Annotated in this window: 22 protein-coding genes; 4 read left to right on the forward strand and 18 right to left on the reverse strand. The window is 39.9% G+C overall.

The genetic code is table 11. From position 1 onward, the window contains the following. Positions 1–439: 439 nt before the first annotated feature. The 3 genes from V7K69_RS00485 to V7K69_RS00495 all read right to left on the reverse strand — a co-directional run bounded on the left by V7K69_RS00485 (position 440) and on the right by V7K69_RS00495 (position 4,911). Positions 440–1,564 carry a hypothetical protein gene (locus V7K69_RS00485; RefSeq protein ID WP_335030581.1) on the reverse strand — a complete coding sequence of 375 codons (1,125 nt, stop codon included), beginning with the start codon at positions 1,562–1,564 and terminating at the stop codon, positions 440–442. Positions 1,565–1,703: 139 nt separating this feature from the next. Further along, complete coding sequence (locus tag V7K69_RS00490; RefSeq protein WP_335030582.1) at positions 1,704–3,596, reverse strand: iron uptake porin; 1,893 nt, start codon at positions 3,594–3,596, stop codon at positions 1,704–1,706. A 292-nt stretch (positions 3,597–3,888) separates the two neighbouring features. After that, positions 3,889–4,911: an aromatic ring-hydroxylating dioxygenase subunit alpha gene (locus V7K69_RS00495; protein WP_335030583.1), complete on the reverse strand. Its 1,023-nt coding sequence runs from the start codon at positions 4,909–4,911 to the stop codon at positions 3,889–3,891. A gap of 122 nt (positions 4,912–5,033) precedes the next feature. On the opposite strand from V7K69_RS00495, the gene V7K69_RS00500 reads away from it, so the two are divergent. After that, positions 5,034–5,267 (forward strand): hypothetical protein, encoded by a 234-nt coding sequence (locus V7K69_RS00500; RefSeq protein ID WP_335030584.1) that lies wholly within the window; start codon positions 5,034–5,036, stop codon positions 5,265–5,267. 81 nt (positions 5,268–5,348) lie between these two features. Beyond that, complete coding sequence (locus tag V7K69_RS00505) at positions 5,349–6,344, forward strand: hypothetical protein (protein ID WP_335030585.1); 996 nt, start codon at positions 5,349–5,351, stop codon at positions 6,342–6,344. Positions 6,345–6,532: 188 nt separating this feature from the next. Here the strand turns inward: V7K69_RS00505 and V7K69_RS00510 are convergent, their stop codons facing one another. The 11 genes from V7K69_RS00510 to V7K69_RS00560 all read right to left on the reverse strand — a co-directional run bounded on the left by V7K69_RS00510 (position 6,533) and on the right by V7K69_RS00560 (position 15,362). Then, positions 6,533–6,931 carry a type II toxin-antitoxin system VapC family toxin gene (locus tag V7K69_RS00510; RefSeq protein WP_335030586.1) on the reverse strand — a complete coding sequence of 133 codons (399 nt, stop codon included), beginning with the start codon at positions 6,929–6,931 and terminating at the stop codon, positions 6,533–6,535. Next, the gene (locus tag V7K69_RS00515) at positions 6,928–7,173 is read right to left on the reverse strand and encodes a type II toxin-antitoxin system Phd/YefM family antitoxin (RefSeq protein WP_335030587.1); all 246 of its coding nucleotides are present in this window, start codon (positions 7,171–7,173) and stop codon (positions 6,928–6,930) included. The genes V7K69_RS00510 and V7K69_RS00515 overlap by 4 nt, the downstream gene beginning before the upstream one ends. 31 nt (positions 7,174–7,204) lie before the next feature. Beyond that, a complete protein-coding gene (locus V7K69_RS00520) occupies positions 7,205–7,504 on the reverse strand; it encodes a 2Fe-2S iron-sulfur cluster binding domain-containing protein (protein WP_335030588.1) in 300 nt (99 codons plus the stop codon). 18 nt (positions 7,505–7,522) lie between these two features. Continuing rightward, a complete protein-coding gene (locus tag V7K69_RS00525; protein ID WP_335030589.1) occupies positions 7,523–8,725 on the reverse strand; it encodes a P-aminobenzoate N-oxygenase AurF in 1,203 nt (400 codons plus the stop codon). Between the two features lie 39 nt (positions 8,726–8,764). Next, the gene (locus tag V7K69_RS00530; RefSeq protein ID WP_335030590.1) at positions 8,765–9,670 is read right to left on the reverse strand and encodes a ferritin-like domain-containing protein; all 906 of its coding nucleotides are present in this window, start codon (positions 9,668–9,670) and stop codon (positions 8,765–8,767) included. A gap of 129 nt (positions 9,671–9,799) precedes the next feature. Next, positions 9,800–10,852, reverse strand: coding sequence for an aromatic ring-hydroxylating dioxygenase subunit alpha (locus V7K69_RS00535; RefSeq protein ID WP_335030591.1), 1,053 nt, complete (start codon positions 10,850–10,852; stop codon positions 9,800–9,802). A gap of 5 nt (positions 10,853–10,857) precedes the next feature. Continuing rightward, positions 10,858–11,598: a hypothetical protein gene (locus tag V7K69_RS00540; protein WP_335030592.1), complete on the reverse strand. Its 741-nt coding sequence runs from the start codon at positions 11,596–11,598 to the stop codon at positions 10,858–10,860. A gap of 196 nt (positions 11,599–11,794) precedes the next feature. Continuing rightward, positions 11,795–12,799 (reverse strand): aromatic ring-hydroxylating dioxygenase subunit alpha, encoded by a 1,005-nt coding sequence (locus V7K69_RS00545; protein ID WP_335030593.1) that lies wholly within the window; start codon positions 12,797–12,799, stop codon positions 11,795–11,797. Then, a complete protein-coding gene (locus V7K69_RS00550; protein ID WP_335030594.1) occupies positions 12,783–13,205 on the reverse strand; it encodes an Mpo1-like protein in 423 nt (140 codons plus the stop codon). The genes V7K69_RS00545 and V7K69_RS00550 overlap by 17 nt, the downstream gene beginning before the upstream one ends. A 35-nt stretch (positions 13,206–13,240) precedes the next feature. Further along, positions 13,241–13,576, reverse strand: a complete 336-nt coding sequence (locus V7K69_RS00555) for a helix-turn-helix domain-containing protein (protein ID WP_335030608.1) — start codon at positions 13,574–13,576, stop codon at positions 13,241–13,243. 118 nt (positions 13,577–13,694) lie between these two features. After that, complete coding sequence (locus tag V7K69_RS00560; protein ID WP_335030595.1) at positions 13,695–15,362, reverse strand: DUF262 domain-containing protein; 1,668 nt, start codon at positions 15,360–15,362, stop codon at positions 13,695–13,697. A gap of 176 nt (positions 15,363–15,538) precedes the next feature. On the opposite strand from V7K69_RS00560, the gene V7K69_RS00565 reads away from it, so the two are divergent. Together V7K69_RS00565 and V7K69_RS00570 are read left to right on the forward strand one after the other, a co-directional pair. Next, on the forward strand, positions 15,539–15,880 hold the full coding sequence (locus tag V7K69_RS00565) for a type II toxin-antitoxin system RelE/ParE family toxin (RefSeq protein WP_335030596.1): 342 nt from the start codon (positions 15,539–15,541) through the stop codon (positions 15,878–15,880). Positions 15,881–15,884: 4 nt separating this feature from the next. After that, positions 15,885–16,199: a helix-turn-helix domain-containing protein gene (locus tag V7K69_RS00570; protein ID WP_335030597.1), complete on the forward strand. Its 315-nt coding sequence runs from the start codon at positions 15,885–15,887 to the stop codon at positions 16,197–16,199. A gap of 43 nt (positions 16,200–16,242) precedes the next feature. Here the strand turns inward: V7K69_RS00570 and V7K69_RS00575 are convergent, their stop codons facing one another. The 4 genes from V7K69_RS00575 to V7K69_RS00590 are packed head-to-tail and all read right to left on the reverse strand — an operon-like array spanning position 16,243 to position 20,828. Next, positions 16,243–17,949: an N-acyl-D-amino-acid deacylase family protein gene (locus tag V7K69_RS00575; RefSeq protein WP_335030598.1), complete on the reverse strand. Its 1,707-nt coding sequence runs from the start codon at positions 17,947–17,949 to the stop codon at positions 16,243–16,245. Between the two features lie 20 nt (positions 17,950–17,969). Further along, positions 17,970–18,899 (reverse strand): OST-HTH/LOTUS domain-containing protein, encoded by a 930-nt coding sequence (locus tag V7K69_RS00580; protein WP_335030599.1) that lies wholly within the window; start codon positions 18,897–18,899, stop codon positions 17,970–17,972. Beyond that, entirely contained in the window at positions 18,880–20,181 is a 1,302-nt protein-coding gene (locus V7K69_RS00585) for a glycosyltransferase (RefSeq protein ID WP_335030600.1), read from the reverse strand. The genes V7K69_RS00580 and V7K69_RS00585 overlap by 20 nt, the downstream gene beginning before the upstream one ends. A gap of 8 nt (positions 20,182–20,189) precedes the next feature. Then, positions 20,190–20,828: a YybH family protein gene (locus V7K69_RS00590; protein WP_335030601.1), complete on the reverse strand. Its 639-nt coding sequence runs from the start codon at positions 20,826–20,828 to the stop codon at positions 20,190–20,192. Between the last annotated feature and the right edge of the window lie 462 nt (positions 20,829–21,290).

Raw genomic sequence — 21,290 nt, forward strand, 5'->3', positions numbered from 1 at the left:
TACTCACTTAATTTCCAATTGATGATGTATCAAAAAAATGTCTTAGTTCGAGTGCTGTGAATGGATTTTTTATTGTTTGTGAGAAATCCGGGTTTTACCCCTCTCCAAACCTTCCTCCGTTTCGGGAGAGGCTTTGAAACCCAGTTTTAGTTTTTCTCTACTTGTATAAAACCACCCTTGCAACCCCCTTAAAACAAGCAGGGCTGTTTCATTCGATCTCTTAAAGATTTTGTCAAGAGTATGAGTCAGAAATTTGCTTGATTGGGAAAAATAAAAGCTACCACATCAACGAGTAAATTTCAGTGTGAACGCGATTTTCTTACCCAATCAGATTTTTTAGTCACCTGACTTTTTTGCTTGAAACGCTTGTAAATCAGCGCCTTTTAGGGAATGAAACAGCCCTGCTTAAAACAAGGGGGCAAAAGAGGCTCTCAAATCACTAACGTACTAGCACTCGACTACGGGGGCCGATCGCTTGTTTGGGTGAAGCTGGTATGGTGCAGCTATTGGTAGAATCCTGTGAACACGCAGCTTGAGCAAGGGTTGCAGGGTTAACCATTACTTGATTACCCTCCAAGGAATTACCACTACTGAATTCCATATTAGGTGTAGTAGAAAGGGATGGAGAATTAGTCCTTGTAGGTGTCGGGGAAGTGAATTCATTTCCACCATCAACTACTGGTGTAACAGTGAATTCATTTCCACCATCAACTATTGGTGTAACAGTGAATTCACTTCCACTATCAACTATTGTTGGCAGAGTAGATGTACCACCACCGCTAATTACTGGCGGGGGAGTAGGTGTACTATTACCACTAACTACGGGTGTAGGAGTAGGCGTATTACCACCAACTGGTGTAGGAGTTATAAGAGTTGCATTTGCAGGTACTTTAATGGTTATCCTCGCTAGGGGGGAGTTAGTCATTTCCAAAGAAGTCACCTTTGGCGAACCTGGAATATCAGACTTGAAATCAAAGACTGTGGGGGTTGCACCACCATTGCGATCGCTATATCTGACTCCATATCCACTCACTTCAAAGGTTCCCTGATATTGATTTCCGGTTTTTGGATCGGTGACAGTGCCAGTGTATAAGGCTTTTGTGAGATTAAATTCATCCTGAACTACTCCTTGAAATGTGGTTCCTGCTAATCTTCCCTGGTATTTATAGGGTGTTAACTCACCGCCAGAGAGAATTGGCGAATTCAGAACGCCATTAAAGGAGACAATCGGAATGCCTTTAAAGTCAACAAAATAATGCAGGCTACCATCAGAGCGTGTTTGTACTTTCACATAGTTTGACTTATATACAGGAACGTAATTAGGGTTGTTCTTAGTACCTAAATTCCGTGAGTAAGTCCCCGCGTCATCTGTATCAACACGAGTCGTACTGCCATTGAAATTAGGATTAATGCTGGGAAGCTGGATAGTACCTGATAATGTACCAGTGCTTTGAATGGTGATTTGAGCAAAAGCACTTGTTCCAGATAAGGCGATGATAGCTGCGGCTAAACTACTGCTGCTCAGAACAACACAACCCAACTTAGTTGATGAATGTAATTTCATGAAAAATTTGCTCCTTTAATCACATATCAAAAAAAATACGCACGGGCGATCCTTGCTTCCATCGGGTGATGAAAGCATTTCGTACCGAACAAGGCAGTATTAAAACAGCGTATTTTATTACATTTACGTCAGTACAAAATTAAAACCGGAAAGTTGCTCTTAATGCTCCAACGACTAAAGTATCGTTAGCAGCATTGTGATCGGGATTGAAAATGACGAATAAGCCTGGAGTTAGGGCGATATTATCACTCAGTTGGGCGCGGTAAAAAAGTTCTACGTGAATTGATGTGTCACTACGTCCACCTGCTGTTCCCCCATCAGAAAATTTGGGAAAATTGAAGCCATCAGGTAAAGTACTCGAAGTAATTTTGGGCGGTTGTCCGACGAGAACGCCGCCTAAATTTCCAGGACGCAGCAAATTGGGAAAGGCCGCGAACACCATCCAGTTTGTAGTTTCTACACTTCCAGGAAGGTTGAATGGTTTGGAAGAAGTAAAACCACCCCAACTGCCCAATTGCAAGTTAGGGTTAATTCGCCAAGCAACCGTCGCGCCAATGGCTTGAGTATCAAAAGCTGTTGTATCTGCAAAAGGCGAAATCAGTTGAGAATCGCCGATACCAGTTCCCAGTAAGCCATTTGGGGAGTGAGAATAAAGATAATGTACCCCGATATCGATGTTATCGGTGGGTGCTAAACTTAACTGAGCGCCAGTAGTAAATCTACCGCCAAAGAGTCCGCCCTGATTGATGTTGCTTGGAAAACTGGCTATTTCTGCACTATAAACGCCTTGCAAACTGATGCGATCGCTAATTTGCCAATCAAAGCCTATACCGCCAGTGCCGTTGCCAATACTTAAAATCGGGTTACGCTGACCAAATAGAGAAATTGCACCGTCGCTAGAACCTTCTAAAGGACTAATACCGCGAAAGGTGTTGATGGGGTTGACTCCCGCCGTACCTACGACAATTCCCAAGTTATCCGAGACGACAAATCGATAAGATAAGTCACTAACGACTAGATTGTTGTCTGTATTTGACTCGAAACCCAACCGCCCCATATTGGTAGATAGCAACGCTGCATTAGAACCTAAATTACCCGCAGACAAGCCTGTTAAGAGCAAATCTCGTCCTGTAAATGAAGTTGCTAAGGTTAGTTGGGTGCTACTTGTGAAAGTCAGATTGGTTTTTCCCTGACGTTCAGGGACTCCATCTCTAGGAAACAAATCCACATCGGGGCTATTGGTTCCCTGAACGCTAAAAACGGCTTGACCAAATAATCTGGTAGTTGTGGAAAACTGATTGGCTTGTAATTCAGTAGTCCGGTTTTCTACAGCCTCAACACGCTGCTGTAATTGCTGCAACTCTGCTTTAAATTCGCTTTGCAACCTTTGCAGCAGGATTAAATCTTCACTATTAACAGTATTAATTTTATTATTAGCGTAGGCGTAGCCCGCCGCAGGCATCGCTTCGTTAATCTTCTCTAAACAAGCGTTTAAACCAGCCGCAAATTCATAACGGCTGATGGTGCGGTTTCCCAGATAATTCCCATCGTGGTATCCCGCAATGCAGCCATAGTGTTCTACTAAAGATTGCAAAGCATCAAAAGCCCAGTCGGATGGTTGCACGTCTTTAAGTTGTGACACCGATGTAACTTGAGACATTTGGTTGTCTGAGCCAGGAGGCTGAGGAGATAGAGAGAATTCTTCTGTGTTTTCCTGGTTCTGTGCAACTTCTGTTACAGTTTGAGTATTTTTTAACTCAGGTAAATTTGGAGAATTTATAAATTGAATTTTTTCTCTGCTTTTTTTAAGTATATTTTCGTACTTATGCTTTATAGCTGATGAAGTAGTTATATCTAGCTGCACAAATTCAGGTGGTGTAATTTCAGCAGGCGAAACAACTTGAGATAAATTTTCTTGTGTTGACTGCTGCACCAGATTATCTGGCGTGATTACAGGCTGTTCTGGTAAATTAAGGGCAGAGATTGGCCCTGTTGCTAGCACACCCGCCATCAGTAGACTAATATCACTCATGGTATTTCATTTGACTTGCACCAATATTTCTTTTCACAGACAAAGTTGGTGTATATCAGGAATATTTATGAAAAAAGAGTGATAAAAATTACTATGGCAGTGGACAGGGGGCAGTGGAGGCAGGGGGCAGTGGAAACAGGGCTGTTTCGTATCACAAGAGAAAGGAGTTTGTCAATATCATTAGATATAAATCTTTGAGCTTTTGTGATGAAAGGATAACCATTACGGCGCAGAATTTAGGGGGGATCAACAAATGCCTAAAATCACAGCTAAATACTTTTCAAACAACCTCTTAAACCCAAAATGTAACTTTTACAGATTGATTTGGCAATAAACGCGGATCTTCTCCACGAGATATAGCTGCCATAATTGACTCGACAAATATATGAATTGTGTCCGCAGGCGTATTATAAAATTGTGTTCCGTATTTAGCGATCGCTTCCCCCTGAATACCCAAGATTTCCACGTCTTGGCGGATAATGTGTTGAGCAGTCCACCGCACAAAGGGACGTGCTAACTTATTCCAAATACCATAGTTGTAGGTGACATCCGTGTAAACCAGAGTTGAATTATCGGTTTCTGGAATAGATTGACTGGTAATGAACAAATGGCGATTATGTGCCATCTTATACTCTACAGAGGTAATATTTGGCATATAAAAGCGATCGCTATGTTTAATCTCTGCACCCTGCAAATTTAGAAATCGGCTGTACCATCCCAAATTATTGTTTTCGTTGCGATACTCCACCAAAACCGAACCATGACAGCGTTCTACAGTCATCTCTAACTTTTGTTGGCGGGAAGTACGGAAAACACCAGGATGAACAAAAGCCGTATGGGGAATATCAATAAAGTTCTCTGCACAATTAGTAATATTGTTAGCAAAACGGTTAATTACCCGTACCGTCTCCCATCCTGTTTGTCCGTAGTGAGGCATAAAAAAAGGTTCAAAATCAACACTTGGGGTATCGGCTAACCGCACATAAACATAGCCATCCTGTTCTTTGGTAGCGTAACACTTGGCTCGACGCTGTGGGGAAGGCTTGAAATCATCTCCTTCGGCTGGAACAGCAATCACGTTTCCAACCGCATCATATACCCAACCATGATAGGGACATTGTAAAGCACCGTTACAGATTTTACCTGATGATAGACGGCTATTGCGGTGTAAACAGCGATCGCGCAAAGCTACGGGTTTTCCATCTTCACCGCGAAATATCGCTAACCATTCTCCTAAAACTGTGCGTGATAATACCTTGTTAGGTTGTAACTGTTCGCTGAGTGCGACAATATACCAGAAATCTGCAAATTGCATGGTGGGTGGGAGCGATCGTATTTAAATTATGGCAATGTCTTGGCTAGAACTGCATTGCTGTATCTATCGAATTCCAAAATAGCTAATTTACAATTAAAAATGAGATAACCTGAGATGGGAAAATGATCGTGACATTACAACAATTGCAAAAGCAGGTATTAGAGTTACCAATTAGCGATCGCTGGGTATTAGTGCAAACTCTGTTAGAGTCGCTACAGCGAGAAACTAGTTCTGCTAGTTCTAAATTGAAAAAGGGTAACTTGTTCCGACTGCGAGGGATTGCAAAAGGTACAGAAATATCAAGTGAAGAGGTTGAAGTAGATTATATTAACTATCTGACTGAAAAATATCAATAATGCGAATTTTAATTGATACAAATGCTATTCTTGATTTTTTACAAGCGCGTTTGAATCGTTCTTTATTGAAGTTAAGCACTTATGGATGCTGCGGAAGCCAAAGACCTACTGAGAGATGCTAATGAAGATGAACCAGTTTTTCTTCCTTCAAGCATCTTGGATAAAATAACATTGGTTGACATCCCTGATGAGGTAGCGATTAAGATTGGCTTATTGAAGGATGGGATAATCCATCTTGATTGGAGTGGCAGGCTGTTCAAAGACCAAGACCAGATTAAGGGTGAAGCAGACTACATTTGGACACGAAAGTATTGGTACTCTGCGATTGGATTAGAACACTATATAGACTTAGTGCGCCGTGCTGTTGAGGTGCGTAATACAGTACATGGTGATGTGGACATAACAGACTACGAAGATGATGGTGCTTATATAAATATGACATTTGTTGTAAGCACAGGACAGAAAAATCTTGGTAAAGCGTACCAATGTGTAAAATCACTCTGCCAAGAGCTTGAAGAAACAGCCGAAAATGCTGCTGATGAAGCAAGTAAGCGACTCTCTGAAATTGCGAGTCGGTTATCTGGATGGGGTAGCCAAAATCTAGACACGCTTGTAGATGCAGTTGAGAAAGCTTCTTCTAACGATGAACGTGGTAGATCTCTAGAAGAGCTTGTTAGTAGATTGTTTGAAACCATACCAGGCTTTATCGTCAAGGATCGGATCAGGACAGCAACCGAAGAAATAGATATTACTGTGCTTAACGATAGCAATGACCCTCGCTTTAAACGAGAATCGGCTATTTTACTTGCTGAGTGCAAAAATTGGAGTGACAAATGTGGAAAGAATGAGTTTGTTCTGTTCAAAGAAAAAATTGACAACCGAAGCAATCGATGTTCTTTAGGCTTATTAATTTCATGGAATGGCTTTAAAACCACTGTTACCAAAAAGATGTTACGTGGAAGTCGAGAGCATACACTTGTAGTACCAATAACTGGAAAAGATATTCGTGCTGCCATCCGTAACAACAACTTTGCTGATGTACTAGCATCATGTTGGGAAAAAGCAATCACCACATAAGCTCTCTAAAAGTAACTGCTAAAAACCTAACACTTCAGTACTACAGACAAACGGAAATTTTAGCTGATAGGTTGGGTTTACTAGCGTCAACCCAACATTTACCAAAACTGACAAGTGCGATCGTCAGTTTGATAATATAGATGCTGGCAAATTTTTGCACTACAAGCAAGAAGCATTGAAGTAAAATATCACGATTTGCCAGCCCAAAGCAGAGAAATATCGTATTTATTGAACATGGAATCGGAACTAACAAGCGTCATTTCTTCTATCTGAGCCTGTGCAATCAACATTCTGTCAAAAGGATCTCGATGATGCAATGGTAAAGCAGCCGTTTGTAAAGCATGAGAAGCTGTAATTTCTAGCGATCGCATTCCCAACTGTGCCATCCGACTAGAAATATAACTGTCTAAAGGATCTGGCAGTGGCAACTTGCCGATAGCAACTTTTATACCTATTTCCCAAATACTGGCAACTGATAGCCATAATTCATTGTTTTCATCGGCAATGTGTGTGATCGCTTCCTCATTCAAACGCTCTGGTTGGGCAAACCACCATAACCAACACTGTGTATCTAGCAAAAGTTTCACTCCTCACCGCCCTCAAATGCTGCCAATATCTCATCTGGTAAAGGAGCGTTAAAGTCCTCTGGCAGTACAAAACGCCCTTTATCCTGTCCTAAACTATCGCGGCGATTTGATGAGGTGCGAAACGGAACTAACTTCGCAATGGGAATGCCTCGGTCAGAAATAATGATTTCTTCTCCATGCTCTACCCGCAACAAAAGCTGTGAGAGATTCGTTTCAGCTTGATGGATATTCACAGTTTCCATGATTTTATTTAACTAAGTCTTTAAACTAAGTTTAACCAAATTCACCTTCCAGCCTACGAATTTCAATATTATCTGTGATATCAAGCTGACAAGCTAACCGCGCATGAGGATGATTAGCTGCTAAAGTTTCCAACATTTCCTGCTCTTCAGGTTGAGGAGGAGGAATATCACCAATAACCTCAACCAAACAAGTTCCACAAATACCAGTCCGACAACCAAATAAAACAGGTGAATTCTGAATTGTGAGATGTTCAGATAAACTTTGATGACATTCCGAAGTTATAGGAACAAACTTACTTCCAGGAAACGATATCTTATATAATTCAGCCATAATACGCAATAATTTTACCTAAACAACACTCTTCCATTCCTCTCTGTAGCTCTGCGTATCTGCATGAGATATCAAATCTTCTTGCTGTTCAAAACCTTGAAAAGCCCTTTTCTGAGTTGCCAAATATCGAGAAATTGAATTAGTAGCCATCAGCGACATATCCCGATTACGTTGCCAAAGATAATCGAGCTTTTCAACATATACCTGATAAGATTTCATCGCCTCTTGATGAGTTGAGAAACTGCGCTGCAATCCTTCTGATTCTTCTGTAAAGCAACGCCGCATCATTTCTTTAGCATCCTTGTCACTCATCTCGAAAATTGGCGATCGCAAAACCCGATAAATCTTGCCATACAACGCCGGATCGTACCAAAAAATCCCGTTAATCGCAGCCGAAAAATGAAAATGATCGCGCTGACACCCCAGCAATCCTAAATTAGCCACCAGTCGCTCAAATGCAGTCGGTGGCTTAAGGCAGGTGATAACATCGTGAGATATAATTGTCGAACTATTGAAGTGAAAACTTTCATCCATAAAGTGATAATAGGAGACTTTAGCAGGAATTGGAGCAGCTTCAGGATGGGGATGTTTTTGATAATAATTGCTGAGTTTATGCTGTACTAACTTGCCGTTTAGTGTCCGCACTCCCCGGACTGTGAAATATTGACAAGCCAAAAAAGTATTATTCGCAGAAATTAGCCCAAAGTATTGAAGTTGAATTTTTTTCCACCAAGTTTTTAGGGTATTGGTGTCAGCATAAACCATTGTTTCTGTAAAGGGGCCGCGCATGGGGTAGGTAAAGATAAGTTCCCCAAACAACGCTTGTTCAACCTGTTTAGCAATTGTGCGGAAGGCGTTAATGTGCGATCGCTCTTGGGCGGATTCTAAATCTAAGGTATCGCAGATTAAGCGAAAATCTTCTTGGGCGTAAAGTCCGGCTGCACTGGTTTGATTGAAAAAGATAGTTGCAATTTCCGCAGAAACAATTTGTGAGTAGTAAGCTACCCAGTAAAGTTGGTTCAAAATTATACGCTGATGTTGGCTGGACTGTTCCCATAAAGGTGTACCATATAGCAGGGAAAATTCCTCTGGGTTCCAATACTCGTTTTGACAATCTTCGTAGCGAAAATTAGTAACTGCTTCATCCATTAAAGCCGTATGATCTTGCTGTTTGTTGCGGGTGTGGTTAATTTGTAATTTGCGATAAATAGTTTTTTCCATATCCGTTTTTATTTCACGCAGAGATAAGATTGATATTTATTACACACATTGATGGGCGGGGAGTGGTTCAAAGGCTCCGCGTTCTTCTAAATTTTGCAGGATAGACTGGGCTGATGTTCCCCCCATGAGCGATCGCAATATTTGTAATCGCGTTCCGCTATGAGTCTCTGTATCTAGTTCTTCTAAAATTTTGATTTTTTGCGATCGCGTCAGATGTCCTTTTACTTGTTCAACTGCTGTTAATACGCTTTGTGGCCCCACCTGTACCATAAACAAAAACTGTGCCAATACATCGAGAATTGTTGTTTGACTGAATGCTGAAACAGTAATTTGATTAAACAAGGTAGTTCCCGTGGCGTGATGACGGGATTCAGATTGTAAAAAACTGGAAAAAAGTTCTGCTAAAACTGGATAGCAGCATTCCTTTGCTAAACGTCGATAATGGCTTAAACCCCATCCTTCTAAAACGACTTGCAGCACAAATAACAAAACTGTTTTATCTGCACTTTCAACCACTTCTGATAGTAAGCGCAAAAACGGATCGTCCGCACTATTTACTTCCATTTCTGGTAAAAAATGGCTAATTTGGTGAAGATGGGTAGTTTCATCAGCCGTAAACAGTCCATAAAGCATTCGTTCTTCAACTGTTTCTGCTAACAGTACCATTTTTGCCATATAGCCAACGCCTGCTTTTTCAATGAAATATGATTCTTCTAACAAACTGCGGTTAGCAAGTTCCAAAATAGCAGATTGTTCATTAATATTAGATTGTTGAAAAATTTTGACTTGATGTAAGTGAAAAAATTCAGCGCCCCAATAATTTAATTCTCCGTAAGAAGCAAAATTATCTTGATTTGGTAGTGCTGCTGTTAATATCCGTCGCAAACGGTCATCATTATCTGTATGCGGTAGGTTAAAACCGACAATGTTATATTTTAAATCCATTTTTTCTGTCTAATGAATGTAAATTTATGGTTATACCAATTCTCCATGAGCTTACACTTAATAATTACTCCTTCTCTCTCTTGGCGTACTTGGCGCACTTGGCGGTTCGTTTAATAATTATCTATATCTTCATAGCGAATTAGTATTAGGTATTGATAAGGTTTGAATATCTGGATAATTAACAGTTTCCCACTTTCCCCAGCTTAAAGCTTTTTGTTGATTAACGTGCTGAATAAATTCCAGAATAGATTGATCTGCTTTAGTAGGAGTTTTTAAATCAAACTGAATTGTTTGAAATACCTGTGTATCCCCTTTGGCGAAGTAATTACCAACCTGCTGAGTTAACCATAACAAACTACGATTTAAAACCCATCCCCAAAATCCCGGACGTTTGGGAGTCACAAGAATTGTTTGCCCTTCAGTTTTACCACCTTCAATCATTCGCAGTGTAAATATAATATAGAAGTGCAGAAAATCCGGGCCTAGCGTCACAGTGCCAGTGCTGCCATACCAGTAACACATACTATAAGTAACTTCGTTGCGATATAGAGGACGAATCAGGCGAATTAACCAAGAATCATCCCCTCCGCGTGTAGTGTTACAGAAGGTAATAGCGTTGGGGTTGAGGTTTTGAGAATCAAATACAATCTCTAAAGGCAAATTGTGTACAGTATTGAAATGGTGAGCATCAATCGCATTAATTAGTAAGACATTGGGATGGCAGTTTTTGACAAATCCAGTCCCCAATATATAATCACAATCTCCCTGTTCTAATTCTGGTACAAAGGGCAGTAAACCTGGCTTTTCTTCACCCACCCAAACCCAAATCATGCCGTATTTTTCGGCTGTATGCCAAGCTTTGATACACACAGGTAGCGGTTTTCCCAAAGAAGGAACATCTACACAAATTCCGCGACTGTCATACTTCCAATTATGAAAAAAGCAGCGAATTCCATCACCTTCTACCTTACCTTCTGCTAAATGAGCGCCCATGTGTGGACAATAAGCATCTACAGCTACTACCTGGCCACTAACTCCCCGATAAATTGCCAGATTTCTACCTAGCAAAGTTATAGCTTTTACCTTGCCAATTTTTAATTTTTTTGATGGTAATGCCCAGTACCATCCCTCTATAAATTGTGTCGGATTGTTAAAGTTTGATTGTGGGTTTGTAGATACCATAAAAGTTAAATTAGGACACAATCTTGCACAAATTGTAATGATGATTCTGACTCCCACATGCGTTTTCCAGCACGAGTGAGATTGTCATAGTTAATTTCAGTTAAACAAACCAATTCATCCCCTAATCGATAGCCGGGATTTTTTTCTTCAAAAAACTGGATATGGGTGTTAGTCTGTCTTCCTGTGGGGATTTCAATTAACGCCTCACAGAGAATTTGGGGATGCGGGAAATGGACGATACCAGTTGATTCTTGGTATAAACTACCATAGTATTCGCGTGCTAAACTCACCATCAGATTTGTTACATCGGCAGGTGTTGTAACATCATAACGCGGATAAAAATCTTGCCAAAAAGTAGGCAGAAAACGATAAGTGCGAAAACCAGAGCAAATTAGCAGCCAGTAAAGTTTATTTTCTGCATAGTGTTGACGCAGAAAATTGATAGCGGCAATCCAACTACGTGGTAGTGTTGTACTCGACCAAGCACTAGGATCAACAATAGTGTCACCGGAATACACCACACTAATTTTTTCTCCCAAAAAAGTTGTTTGGCATAACATCAGAGTTGAAAATCCTTTCAGTGCGTTGGATGTTTCATCTCTCAACAACAAAACCCAGTTTTTGCGCTCTAGATCAATTTGAAACCCATCCCAGGTTATACCTTGGAAGTGATTTTGCAGCAACGCATACATGGCGGTGCGATCGCTTGGCTGCAACTTTTGAACAGGAATCAGCAAACTCTTCATTACTCGGAAATTACCTAAAATCAATTGGTAAGATGTATTTATTTAAAACTTTATCGACCAATTTGGTAAATTTACGGTGTAATGTGACAGATTGCAAAATGGTTATCTACGCTACAAAGAATTAAGATGTAGTTAGCTTAAGAAACCCAAGATTACCAAAGTTTTTGTTAAGTTATGCGATCGCTAACCCAATGTATTATTCTACACTCCTATTTTTTGACCATCGAGACGGTTTTAGCTGATTTACATACTCCATATATTCAGCTAATGGCTGATCAATACTAAGGAGCAACTTCGGATTAAAGCGAATATTGTCGTAAATCTTGCCATCCTCATCCCTGAGCATATAGTAAGCCAAGCGCGTACAGAATAGCAAAAACTGACTCAGCAAATATCCCACAATACCTTGACGTTTTTCAGTTATATAAATTGGTTGAATTATCGTTCTTCCAGGTGCAATTGGAGTATAAGCATATATCATAAATAGTGGCGGAAAAAGCCTGACATCCTTCATCATTGTTAACAAACCAATGCAACCATGAGCATAACGCATTGAATACTGATATGTAGAACCAAGAAATCTTTGACCTAACTTTTCTCTCCAAGTAGTTTGAGGGAATTTTCCCCGCATTGTAAAGTCAATTTGCGTCCCTAATTCGCTGAGATGTAGCGACAAATCCATTTTGATGTCTAAATGATGAATTGTTTTTAAATGTTGAGCATCAATCCCATTCATCATACAAATATGGTGATGGCAACTTCTGGCAAATGCAATATCAGCTTTTGCAACAATTTCTTTACCCTTCAATTCATCAAAATCTGCCACTCCCTCTGGTGCTTTAGCATCTGGATAAATCCAGATAAATCCATATTTTTCCTCTGTTGCATAAGCTTGTAATTTAGCTTGAGTAGGAATTTCTGATTGACAGGGAATATTTTGACAAAGCCCTGTTTCATCAAATGCCCAATGATGAAATGTACAACGAATCCAATTACCATCAACCTTCCCAATTCCTAAATCTGTCCCCAAATGAGGACAATAAGCATCTAAAGCCCGTACTTGCCCATCTTCACCTCTAAAAATGACAATTTTATGACCGCACACTTCTATGGATTTTGCTGTTTTTTTAGGGATTTTATGACTAGAACAGGCAATATACCAACCCTTAGCAATTACATTCCAATTATTGAATATTTGCATAATTGTTTGATAGATAATTATTTAATATTTCTTGTCTTTGGCGAATATCATCTCGATATTTACCCGTCAAAATTCTAAATAACATTTTACCTAAACAATAAGAAGCCCGCCAAGAGAATACAGCATCTTGTAAATCAATATGGCTACGCTCAAACAAAAAATGTCCAGTTAATCCCAACAATTGAGTTAACGGTAAGCCCAAGAGCAACCAAAAGTTTTGCAATTTCCAAGTATAAAAGAGTAAACTGTAAAAAAAGAATATTCCGAGAATGTGTAAGGTAATATTAATTGGATGTTGATGTTTAAGAAGAAAAATATCCCAATAGTCTGTAAAAGGATGATCAAGAATTTGATTATTAATCCGATTTCTCAAACTTTGTTGAGGATTAGAATTGATATTACTCATAAGAGAGTTTGTGAAAAAGCGATATATTTTATACATCAATAGTCATTATCAGCCACACAAATACCTTTACATTTAATACCGTTCGTAGCAGTGCGCTGACAATGAGGACATAGAACTTTTTCATTTTCTGTTTCTTTATTTATGTTTAGACTACTGCTTGCCTGTAGCTTGTCTTTTTCGATCTGGAGTTTTACATCGATAGGATCGGGTTTTTCAATAGGAAAATGTGCCTTTTCGTAACCTTCTACTAAGGTACTCAGCACATCTAATCGATCGCATTCAGGTGTATTAGCGACGGCATCAAACAGTAACTCAATTTCTCGAAGAGCTTCCTGATAGTCAGCTTGGGTTTTAATTGGACGTAATTCCATACATCAACTTCTATTTAGATAGAGTCACTTCAAGAGATGCTAACTTTTATCCCGAATTAAGTCTAACGTTCCTAATCAGCGATCGCTCTACCTGCTATAAATATTACAGGAATTATATTTAATCCAAGGGACTTAGCCAAATATTATTGGCCATAAGTAACAAACTCTTTGCTCGTTCCTCAATTTCTGATGTTCCCCAACTGGCCTGCTGAAGAATCCAACGGTTTAACTCGATATGAGTATTTTCGAGTTTAGCTTTCTTCTCTGAAAATGGGAGGTTACTCAACTCGGAGTTATAACTAGTCAGAGTCAAGTTGCCGAATGTATTAACCAGGGTGTTATGTACTTCCTCTGCTTCTGAACCTAGCTCATTTATCCATTCCTGAGTCAGCGTTTGAGGTAAAACGTGTTCTATTGTTGCAGTTGAAAGATCCACAGTTTCTTTATGTTTAAAAGATTTTTCAAGACGGCAAAGGATAAAACGAGTACTTTCACGTCCATACTGTGGTTGAGTCATAAAGGCTGCGGCGAACTCAGTATCTTTCGGAAAACGACTCCTAGCACCACCTGATGACAAAGAACCGTGCAACCATTTGACGTGATCCGTATTGGGAAAGTTTTTAGCCCATTGGATAAACAGTTTGTTTAGAGGGTTAGTCGGCACTCCACAAACAGCGCGCCGAACCACGAAAGACTCAATCAATCTAAGGCATTTCTCCAATTCAACATCGCTGAGATGCCCATTCTGGCGAGTATCAAACAGGCGGAGCAAGAGCGGATAAGAAGTCCTTACTTTAAGTTCTTTAATATTCTCCAAGCAGTCACGAATGCTTGCTGTTTCTTCTTGGTCTGGCAAAAGGAATCTAGCATAAAACTCTCCAAATCTTTGCATAGATTGAACTTCTGCTTCGACTTCTTCGGTTAAGTCCATCCTTTTCAACTTCGCTCTGGTAGCCGCATAAATGCCCCCTTGCTTGATATCATCCCCATCCTTCATTATGTAATGGCGAAGAAATTCTGTAAGGTTGGATTTAAGCATACTCTCAAGTGGAATCCAATATTTTGAGTAAACCCGTTCCTGCTCTCCGCCAGCAGAAATTGAGTGACGGAAGCGCATCAGGAGATAATTCCTCACTAAGTCAGCTTGAGTGAGTGGCTCGCCCTTGAAATTCAGGCTCTCAAAAATTAAATATGGATCGTCATCATCACCAAGGTTGATCATAACAATTTGGAGACATTGCTCCAAGGTAATTAGGACTTTAGCAGGATCTATGGGATCGTCGTTAAGATCAGTGCTTTTAGTGAGTTTGTCTTTAAAAAAGTGATAGGCAGCAGCCATCCGAACATCCTTGCTTTTTAGTGGAAGCTGACGGTCAAGGGCAATGGTACGGTACAAATCCCGGTCTGCCTGGGTTGGCACAAACTTCAAGGTGTCCTCCGGATCACGAAAGCGATTGGTTAGGTAAACCTCCTGTATTCGTGAGGCTGAATTTGAATCAAGACAGTCACGCAGGGCGCACAGAAGTAACGACACAGTTGTGAGGCGTTGCTGTCCATCAATGATGAGATACTTACTAACTCCCACAGGCACACTGCGCGCTGGGACAGAGACAATCGCCCCCATAAAGTGGGTTCCAGTATCGCCCACTTCATACTGCACCATCAGATCATCCCAGAGGGTTTGCCAATTGTTCTCAGTCCAGCTATACGGGCGCTGAAAGAGAGGAATTAGATTTTGCTTTTCACCGTTGAAATACTGAATAACTGTAGCAGGTGAGGCTTCCATTGAATTTGCTTTGTCCTATTAATCTACGTAATGTACATTGATTTAAAGCATTGGGAACAAATAAAACTATATCCATTTAGTGCCAAGAGTGCGATCGCTGTAGATATCGCTCTAAAGATAAAGTTCCCTTTAATCGGTATATTATATCGATATATCAGATATGATATAAATACAGTATGGGAGATCAAAGTAAACCTTTAGTTTGGTTACATGGTGAAGTTAAAACCCCACCTTTCACCCAAGAAGCACGCATAGAAGCAGGTGTTCTGCTCAGACAATTACAGGAAGGTGAATCCCTTGGGTTGCCACATTCACGCCCTATGCCAAGTATAGGAATTCACTGTCATGAATTACGTATTCGAGATGCAGATAAAAACTGGAGAATCATTTATCGAATTGATGACGATGTAATCTTGATTGTTGAAGTCTTTAATAAAACAACGAGAACAACATCCAAGAAGATAATTGAGGTTTGCAAAAAGCGTCTGAGCAAATACGATACCGATCAACAGGAGTAATGTGATGGATCAAGCCAAGAGAGAACGTTTGGAATCTAAAGGCTGGAAAATTGGCACAGTTTCAGATTTTTTGGAGTTAACACCCGAAGAAACTATCTTGGTTGAAATTAAGCTAGCTCTCAGCCAAAACTTAAAGGAGCGTCGGCAAAAACTGATGACTCAAAGTGAACTCGCTGATAAAATTAGTTCTAGCCAACCTCGGATTGCTAAAGCTGAAAATGGCGATGCTTCAGTGTCAATTGAATTGTTGATTCGGGCAATGTTAGCAACAGGTGCAACTCCTCAAGATATTGGACAGGTGATTGCTGGTGTGGGATAAAAGCAATTTAATGCTCCCCTCTCAAACCTCCGCGTGAGATAATTCAACAAGGAGACAAAACCGTTCCCAACTTTTCACGCCCCAAGCGATCGCTCACCTTCCCCTGACAAATAACCTGAACCCCATTAATATAAACAGCTTGCACAATTTCATCCGAACCACGCTTAACCATTCGAGGTTCACCATCTAAAACTGGATCTGATATCTGCACCTGCGGGCTAATTGGCTGATTTAAAGCATTGGGATCGAGTAAAACTATATCTGCTTTCGCCCCAACTTTCAGAACTCCCGTATCCAGACGAAACCAACCAGCAGGTTCTCCCGTAACGCGGCAAATCGCAGCTTCCGGTGAAAGAAATTTCGTTGCAACTGCTTGTTTGAGCAAAGATAAAGCTCCATCATAGTAGCCCAGGTTACGGACGTGAGCGCCAGCATCGGTAAAACCAGGCAAAATATGAGGATGCTGCATCATCGCTAAACGGGGTTTTAGGCGATCGTTTGCTCCTGTCGCCACCCAGCGTAAATCTGTATCGTATTTTTGTAATGCGTGGATAAATAAATCCACTGGTTCTTGTTGCTTTTGACAAGCAATTTCCGCAAAACTTAACCCTTGCCAACTTGCTTCAGGACAGTGAATAACTTCCATTAAATCTAACTGACGATGAAATGATTTACGCCGTTTACTGAGCCATTCTTGGCGAAACTGACGACGAAATGTTTCCGATGCCCATAGTTGTTGTCTTTCTTCTCGTGACTGACAACCATTGAGTTGTGCGCCTGTGGAGAATTCTTCAAATAAGGGAGTCACAGATCCATCAGAGTAAATGCTGAAAGGTTCAGTTAGGGTTTGAAAGCGGACATTCCCATTTAGAAGCCGATTCCAAATAAAAAGTAGGGGAGAAAATATTCGCCAGAGTTTGCGATCGTGTACGGCATCTAAGGCTGAGAGGACTGTTAGCCGTAGTGGTTTTTGTCCAATTCCTGAACCCATACGCAGAATATCCACAAAGGAAGCAAGCCGTTGTAAATTGGGGGTGACTTGAAAAACGCGATCGCACCGCCGACATAAATCCGCCAACATTGCGTATTCTTTAAATTTGGCGTGTTGAGAGGGAATTGTACAGCCTTGCCATTCTCCACTCATCCGATGCCAGGGAAACATATCAATAGAAATGCCAATAAAGCCAGCATCTATTGCATCTCTGGCTATGCGCTGCATAAGATTTAGTTCAAATTTTGTTGGCTGAACAGTTAAACTGCGTTCTAATCCCATCACATAAGCGCGTAAGGCACTGTGTCCAAACATTGGGGCAACATTGGGGCCAAGGGGTAACTGTTGCAAATGCTGTAAATATTCTGCTGGTGTTTGCCAGGAAACTGACTTTTGTAGCCATTTTGCAATCAGCCGATGGGAAAGTGTCTCTACTCTCTGAAAAATATCAGCCAGGATTTGGGGTTCTGCGATCGCAACAGATAAGCTACAGTTACCAATAACCACGCTAGTAACGCCATGACGCACTGATTCACTCAATCCTGGTGCAATTTCTAACTCTAAATCGTAATGAGTATGAATGTCGATGAATCCAGGTGTCACCCATAACCCAGAAGCATCAACCACTTCACACGCTGGGGTAGTTAAGGAGGGTGCAAGGGTAACAATGCAGCCGTTTTGAATACCAATATCTCCACACACAGGTGGAGAGCCTAAGCCATCGAAAATTAACCCGTTTTGAATCAGCAAATCTAACATGATTCTCTATTTTGATAATTTCAGCTAATTTCATTTGTTTCTTGATAAAACCGAAAATAAATTTTATATTTATTATGTTTTTTGTATTTTGTTTTTTTTAATTCAAACAAATTAGATATTTTGATTATTTCCAGAATATTATTAAACCCATAATCATTAGGCTTTATTTCTGGGTACTCTGTTTTTAGCCGTTGTTCACAAATAAATAAAGAAATCCATCCATCTTGATTTGCTATCTTTGCTCCAATACGACTCAATGCACGAACTATTTTAGTATTTTGCCATAATTTCTTTTTTTCTGCTTGCGGGTTAAATGTAGAAGAATTGTTTTTATTAAAATTATTTTTTGTCTGGTAATCAAAACGTTCATCAAGATTATTGAGAATCTCTATTTCAAGAGAGCCACCCCCTCTTGTTAAGGATTCATTCAAGAGTGAATACAAATTATTTAAACTATTTTGATACTTATTTATATCATCTATAATCTCGATGTTTTCGTATAATAATATATGTGCATAAATAAAAGATGGATCAAAAATATCATTTATATCTTTTATTGCTTTTCTATATTCCTCTAAAAACTGTATTCCTTGATCTATACCTTCTTCTGTATTCAGATTAAAGCCTGGTAATTTTACAAGGTGATGAATAACAGTATTTCTATAATTTACAAACCTATTAACTAAAAATTCTGCATCATCATTTAATAAAAATTTATTTTGCTTTAAATAGTTGAAAATAAACCCTAGTGTTTTTCTTTCTAAAATCTTCTCTCTCGCCAGAAAATCTTCTTTGGTAATTTCAGGCAATACATCGTCAATATTAGGATAAATAAATTTACTAAGCCTTTTCAGCTTATATTCAATTGCTTGACCTTCATAAACACTTACTCCAATTAACATAAAGTATTTTTTCTGCTTTTTTATCAGATTATCTGATTCTGCAATCATAATTTTTTCCACCACTATGCTCAGTTTTAACCCAGCGCGATCGCTGCCTTTGCACACACATCTTTAAAGTCGTCACAATCATTACAGGAATCCAATGCACCATGTAGAATGATCCTTGAATTGTTGCCCAAAACAAAGACCATCCTCGTAAGTTTTGAAATTGGTAAAGTCCAGCAACAAAGGCAATTGTCAGAATGATGCTGAGTAGTGTCTGGAGTGGAAACAGAACTGGATGATGACTATAAAATATTGTCCAAAGTAAATCGGGTATTAGTCCAATTGGCAGAAGAAATTGCAATAGAAAAAACAATAGTAAATCAGTTTCTTTCGCCCAACCTAAAGTAAGAATTTGCGGGAAATAATCTAGGTAACGCTGATAGCCGCCTTCAGCCCAACGACAGCGTTGATTCCAAAGTTTTTCCCAAGTAGTTACACCTTCTTCCTGAATTGATGGAACTGTAACAAACTCAATTTCCGTACCTGCTAAATAAAGCTTGAAGCAAAGATCCAAATCATCGGTGACAGTATTCTCATTCCAACCTTGACACTTTTCTAACAATTCCCGACGAACTAACATCCCATTACCGCGCAGTTCAGACATTCCACCAATAGCAATGCGATGGGTTTGTAGAAAGCTATCACAATTCATTTCCATCTGCTGACAATGGGTTAAGAAATTGGTATTAGCATTAAAAATCGCTTTTCGTACTTGCACTGCACCGATCGCTTGCTTCTGAAATAGAGGTACTGTTTGCTGGAGAAAATTGACAGGTAACTGAGCATCCGCATCGCAGACTAAGATAATCTCCCCTTGGGTAAAGGGAAACACCGCATTCAAAGCCCCTGATTTTCCACCTTTTGATTCTCGTCGATGAACTTGCAAAGATGGAAATTGAGTTTGTAATTCCCTCAAAACCTGGGGGGTTTCATCGGTACTACCGTCATCAACAACCCAGATATCTAGAGAATCCCTGGGATAATTCAATTGGCATAAGCTGTTAACTAGATTAGCTAAGACTGAACTTTCATTTTTAGCTGGAACTAAAATCGAGACTGGCGGTAAATAAATGTCACTCTCCATCACTGCCGCCACTGGTTTTGCTAACAGCATCCGTAACGTTTGCACAGTCAGGATTGCCGTTAATCCCAGCATCAACCATTGTGTTTCTGGTAGCCAGTGCAGCAAACTCACGCCACCCCAAACTAATAAAACTACTATGGTTGCTTTGAGACGGCGATGAAAGCTAATATTTTTACTGGGCTGATAAGTGTTTCTTCCCACTTTATTTGTTATGTCCCTTTGGTTCGTGGCTTAGTCCTGCGACGTAATAATAGCATCGTCACTGCTCCCAGAAGGAAACCACCTACGCCTGCTGCAACTGCTAGAATACGCCCCAATTGTTGAGCAGCATTTAGCACTGGGTTATCCAGTAGATTTGAGGAAAAATGCAGCGATTGAATTGTCCATTTATCTTGGAGTTTTTGCAGCACTGCTGTCCATCGCAACGCCATATCAGCCGCTTTGCCATCTTTGAAAGAAAAAGATGCGATCGCTTCTCCAGAGGCAACATCTATATCTGGAGTAAGAAATGTTCTAAGAGTATCTCCTTTCAATTGCATTTTGATATCTTTGATGGAACTGGAAAACTGCTGATTCCAGTACTTTTCAAACTCAGGAACTTTGTGAAAAATCTGGTTATCAACTGTTGTGATTGTGAAATTTGGGTGCAGGTAAGGCTGTATTTTGGTAAAATCGCGGGTGTTTAGGGCTTGCAGGGCAATGTCCCGTGTGCGAATAATTGCATTTATCTCTTGTGGGTTGACATCTGCCAGAGCGTATTGGGGTAGATTCCAAATTACCAACACTAACAAAACACTCCAAAGTAGCTGAGTGTATTTGTATATACTTGCCTGTCTTTGTTTCATCATCTAAAAAACCTGTAGATTGAGTGACACATACCGAGAATTTTTTAATGTTACTATCCACATTCAGCACTTCTTTTTGTTGGACATAAAGAAATACAAAAAGAAGTGCTGATGAAGTCAATCAGTTTTCTCTAACCCTGATTTTAGGTTAAATATTCTCATTAATCTATAATTGTTGAGAATCAGCCTGTATAAAAGCCGGGTTGTTTGAGAACTTACCGTGAAAAACCAGATAGATTAACTAGTCAACTTTATTACACCTTGGGTCACTAGATATTTGCAAGTAAGTGAGGCACAAGTGCAGCACTCACGCAGAAGATAAAAACATTTATCTTCTGCTTTACCTCAAGAATTTTCCCTTGTCAATTTGCTACGAACTTATGTAAAGTCGGATTTAAGTATTTTTACTAGTAATATATTTATCGATAAGATATTGAGCTTATACTTATTTTTCTGGCTTTTCAT

Source organism: Nostoc sp. (assembly GCF_036917775.1).
GTDB lineage: Bacteria > Cyanobacteriota > Cyanobacteriia > Cyanobacteriales > Nostocaceae > Nostoc.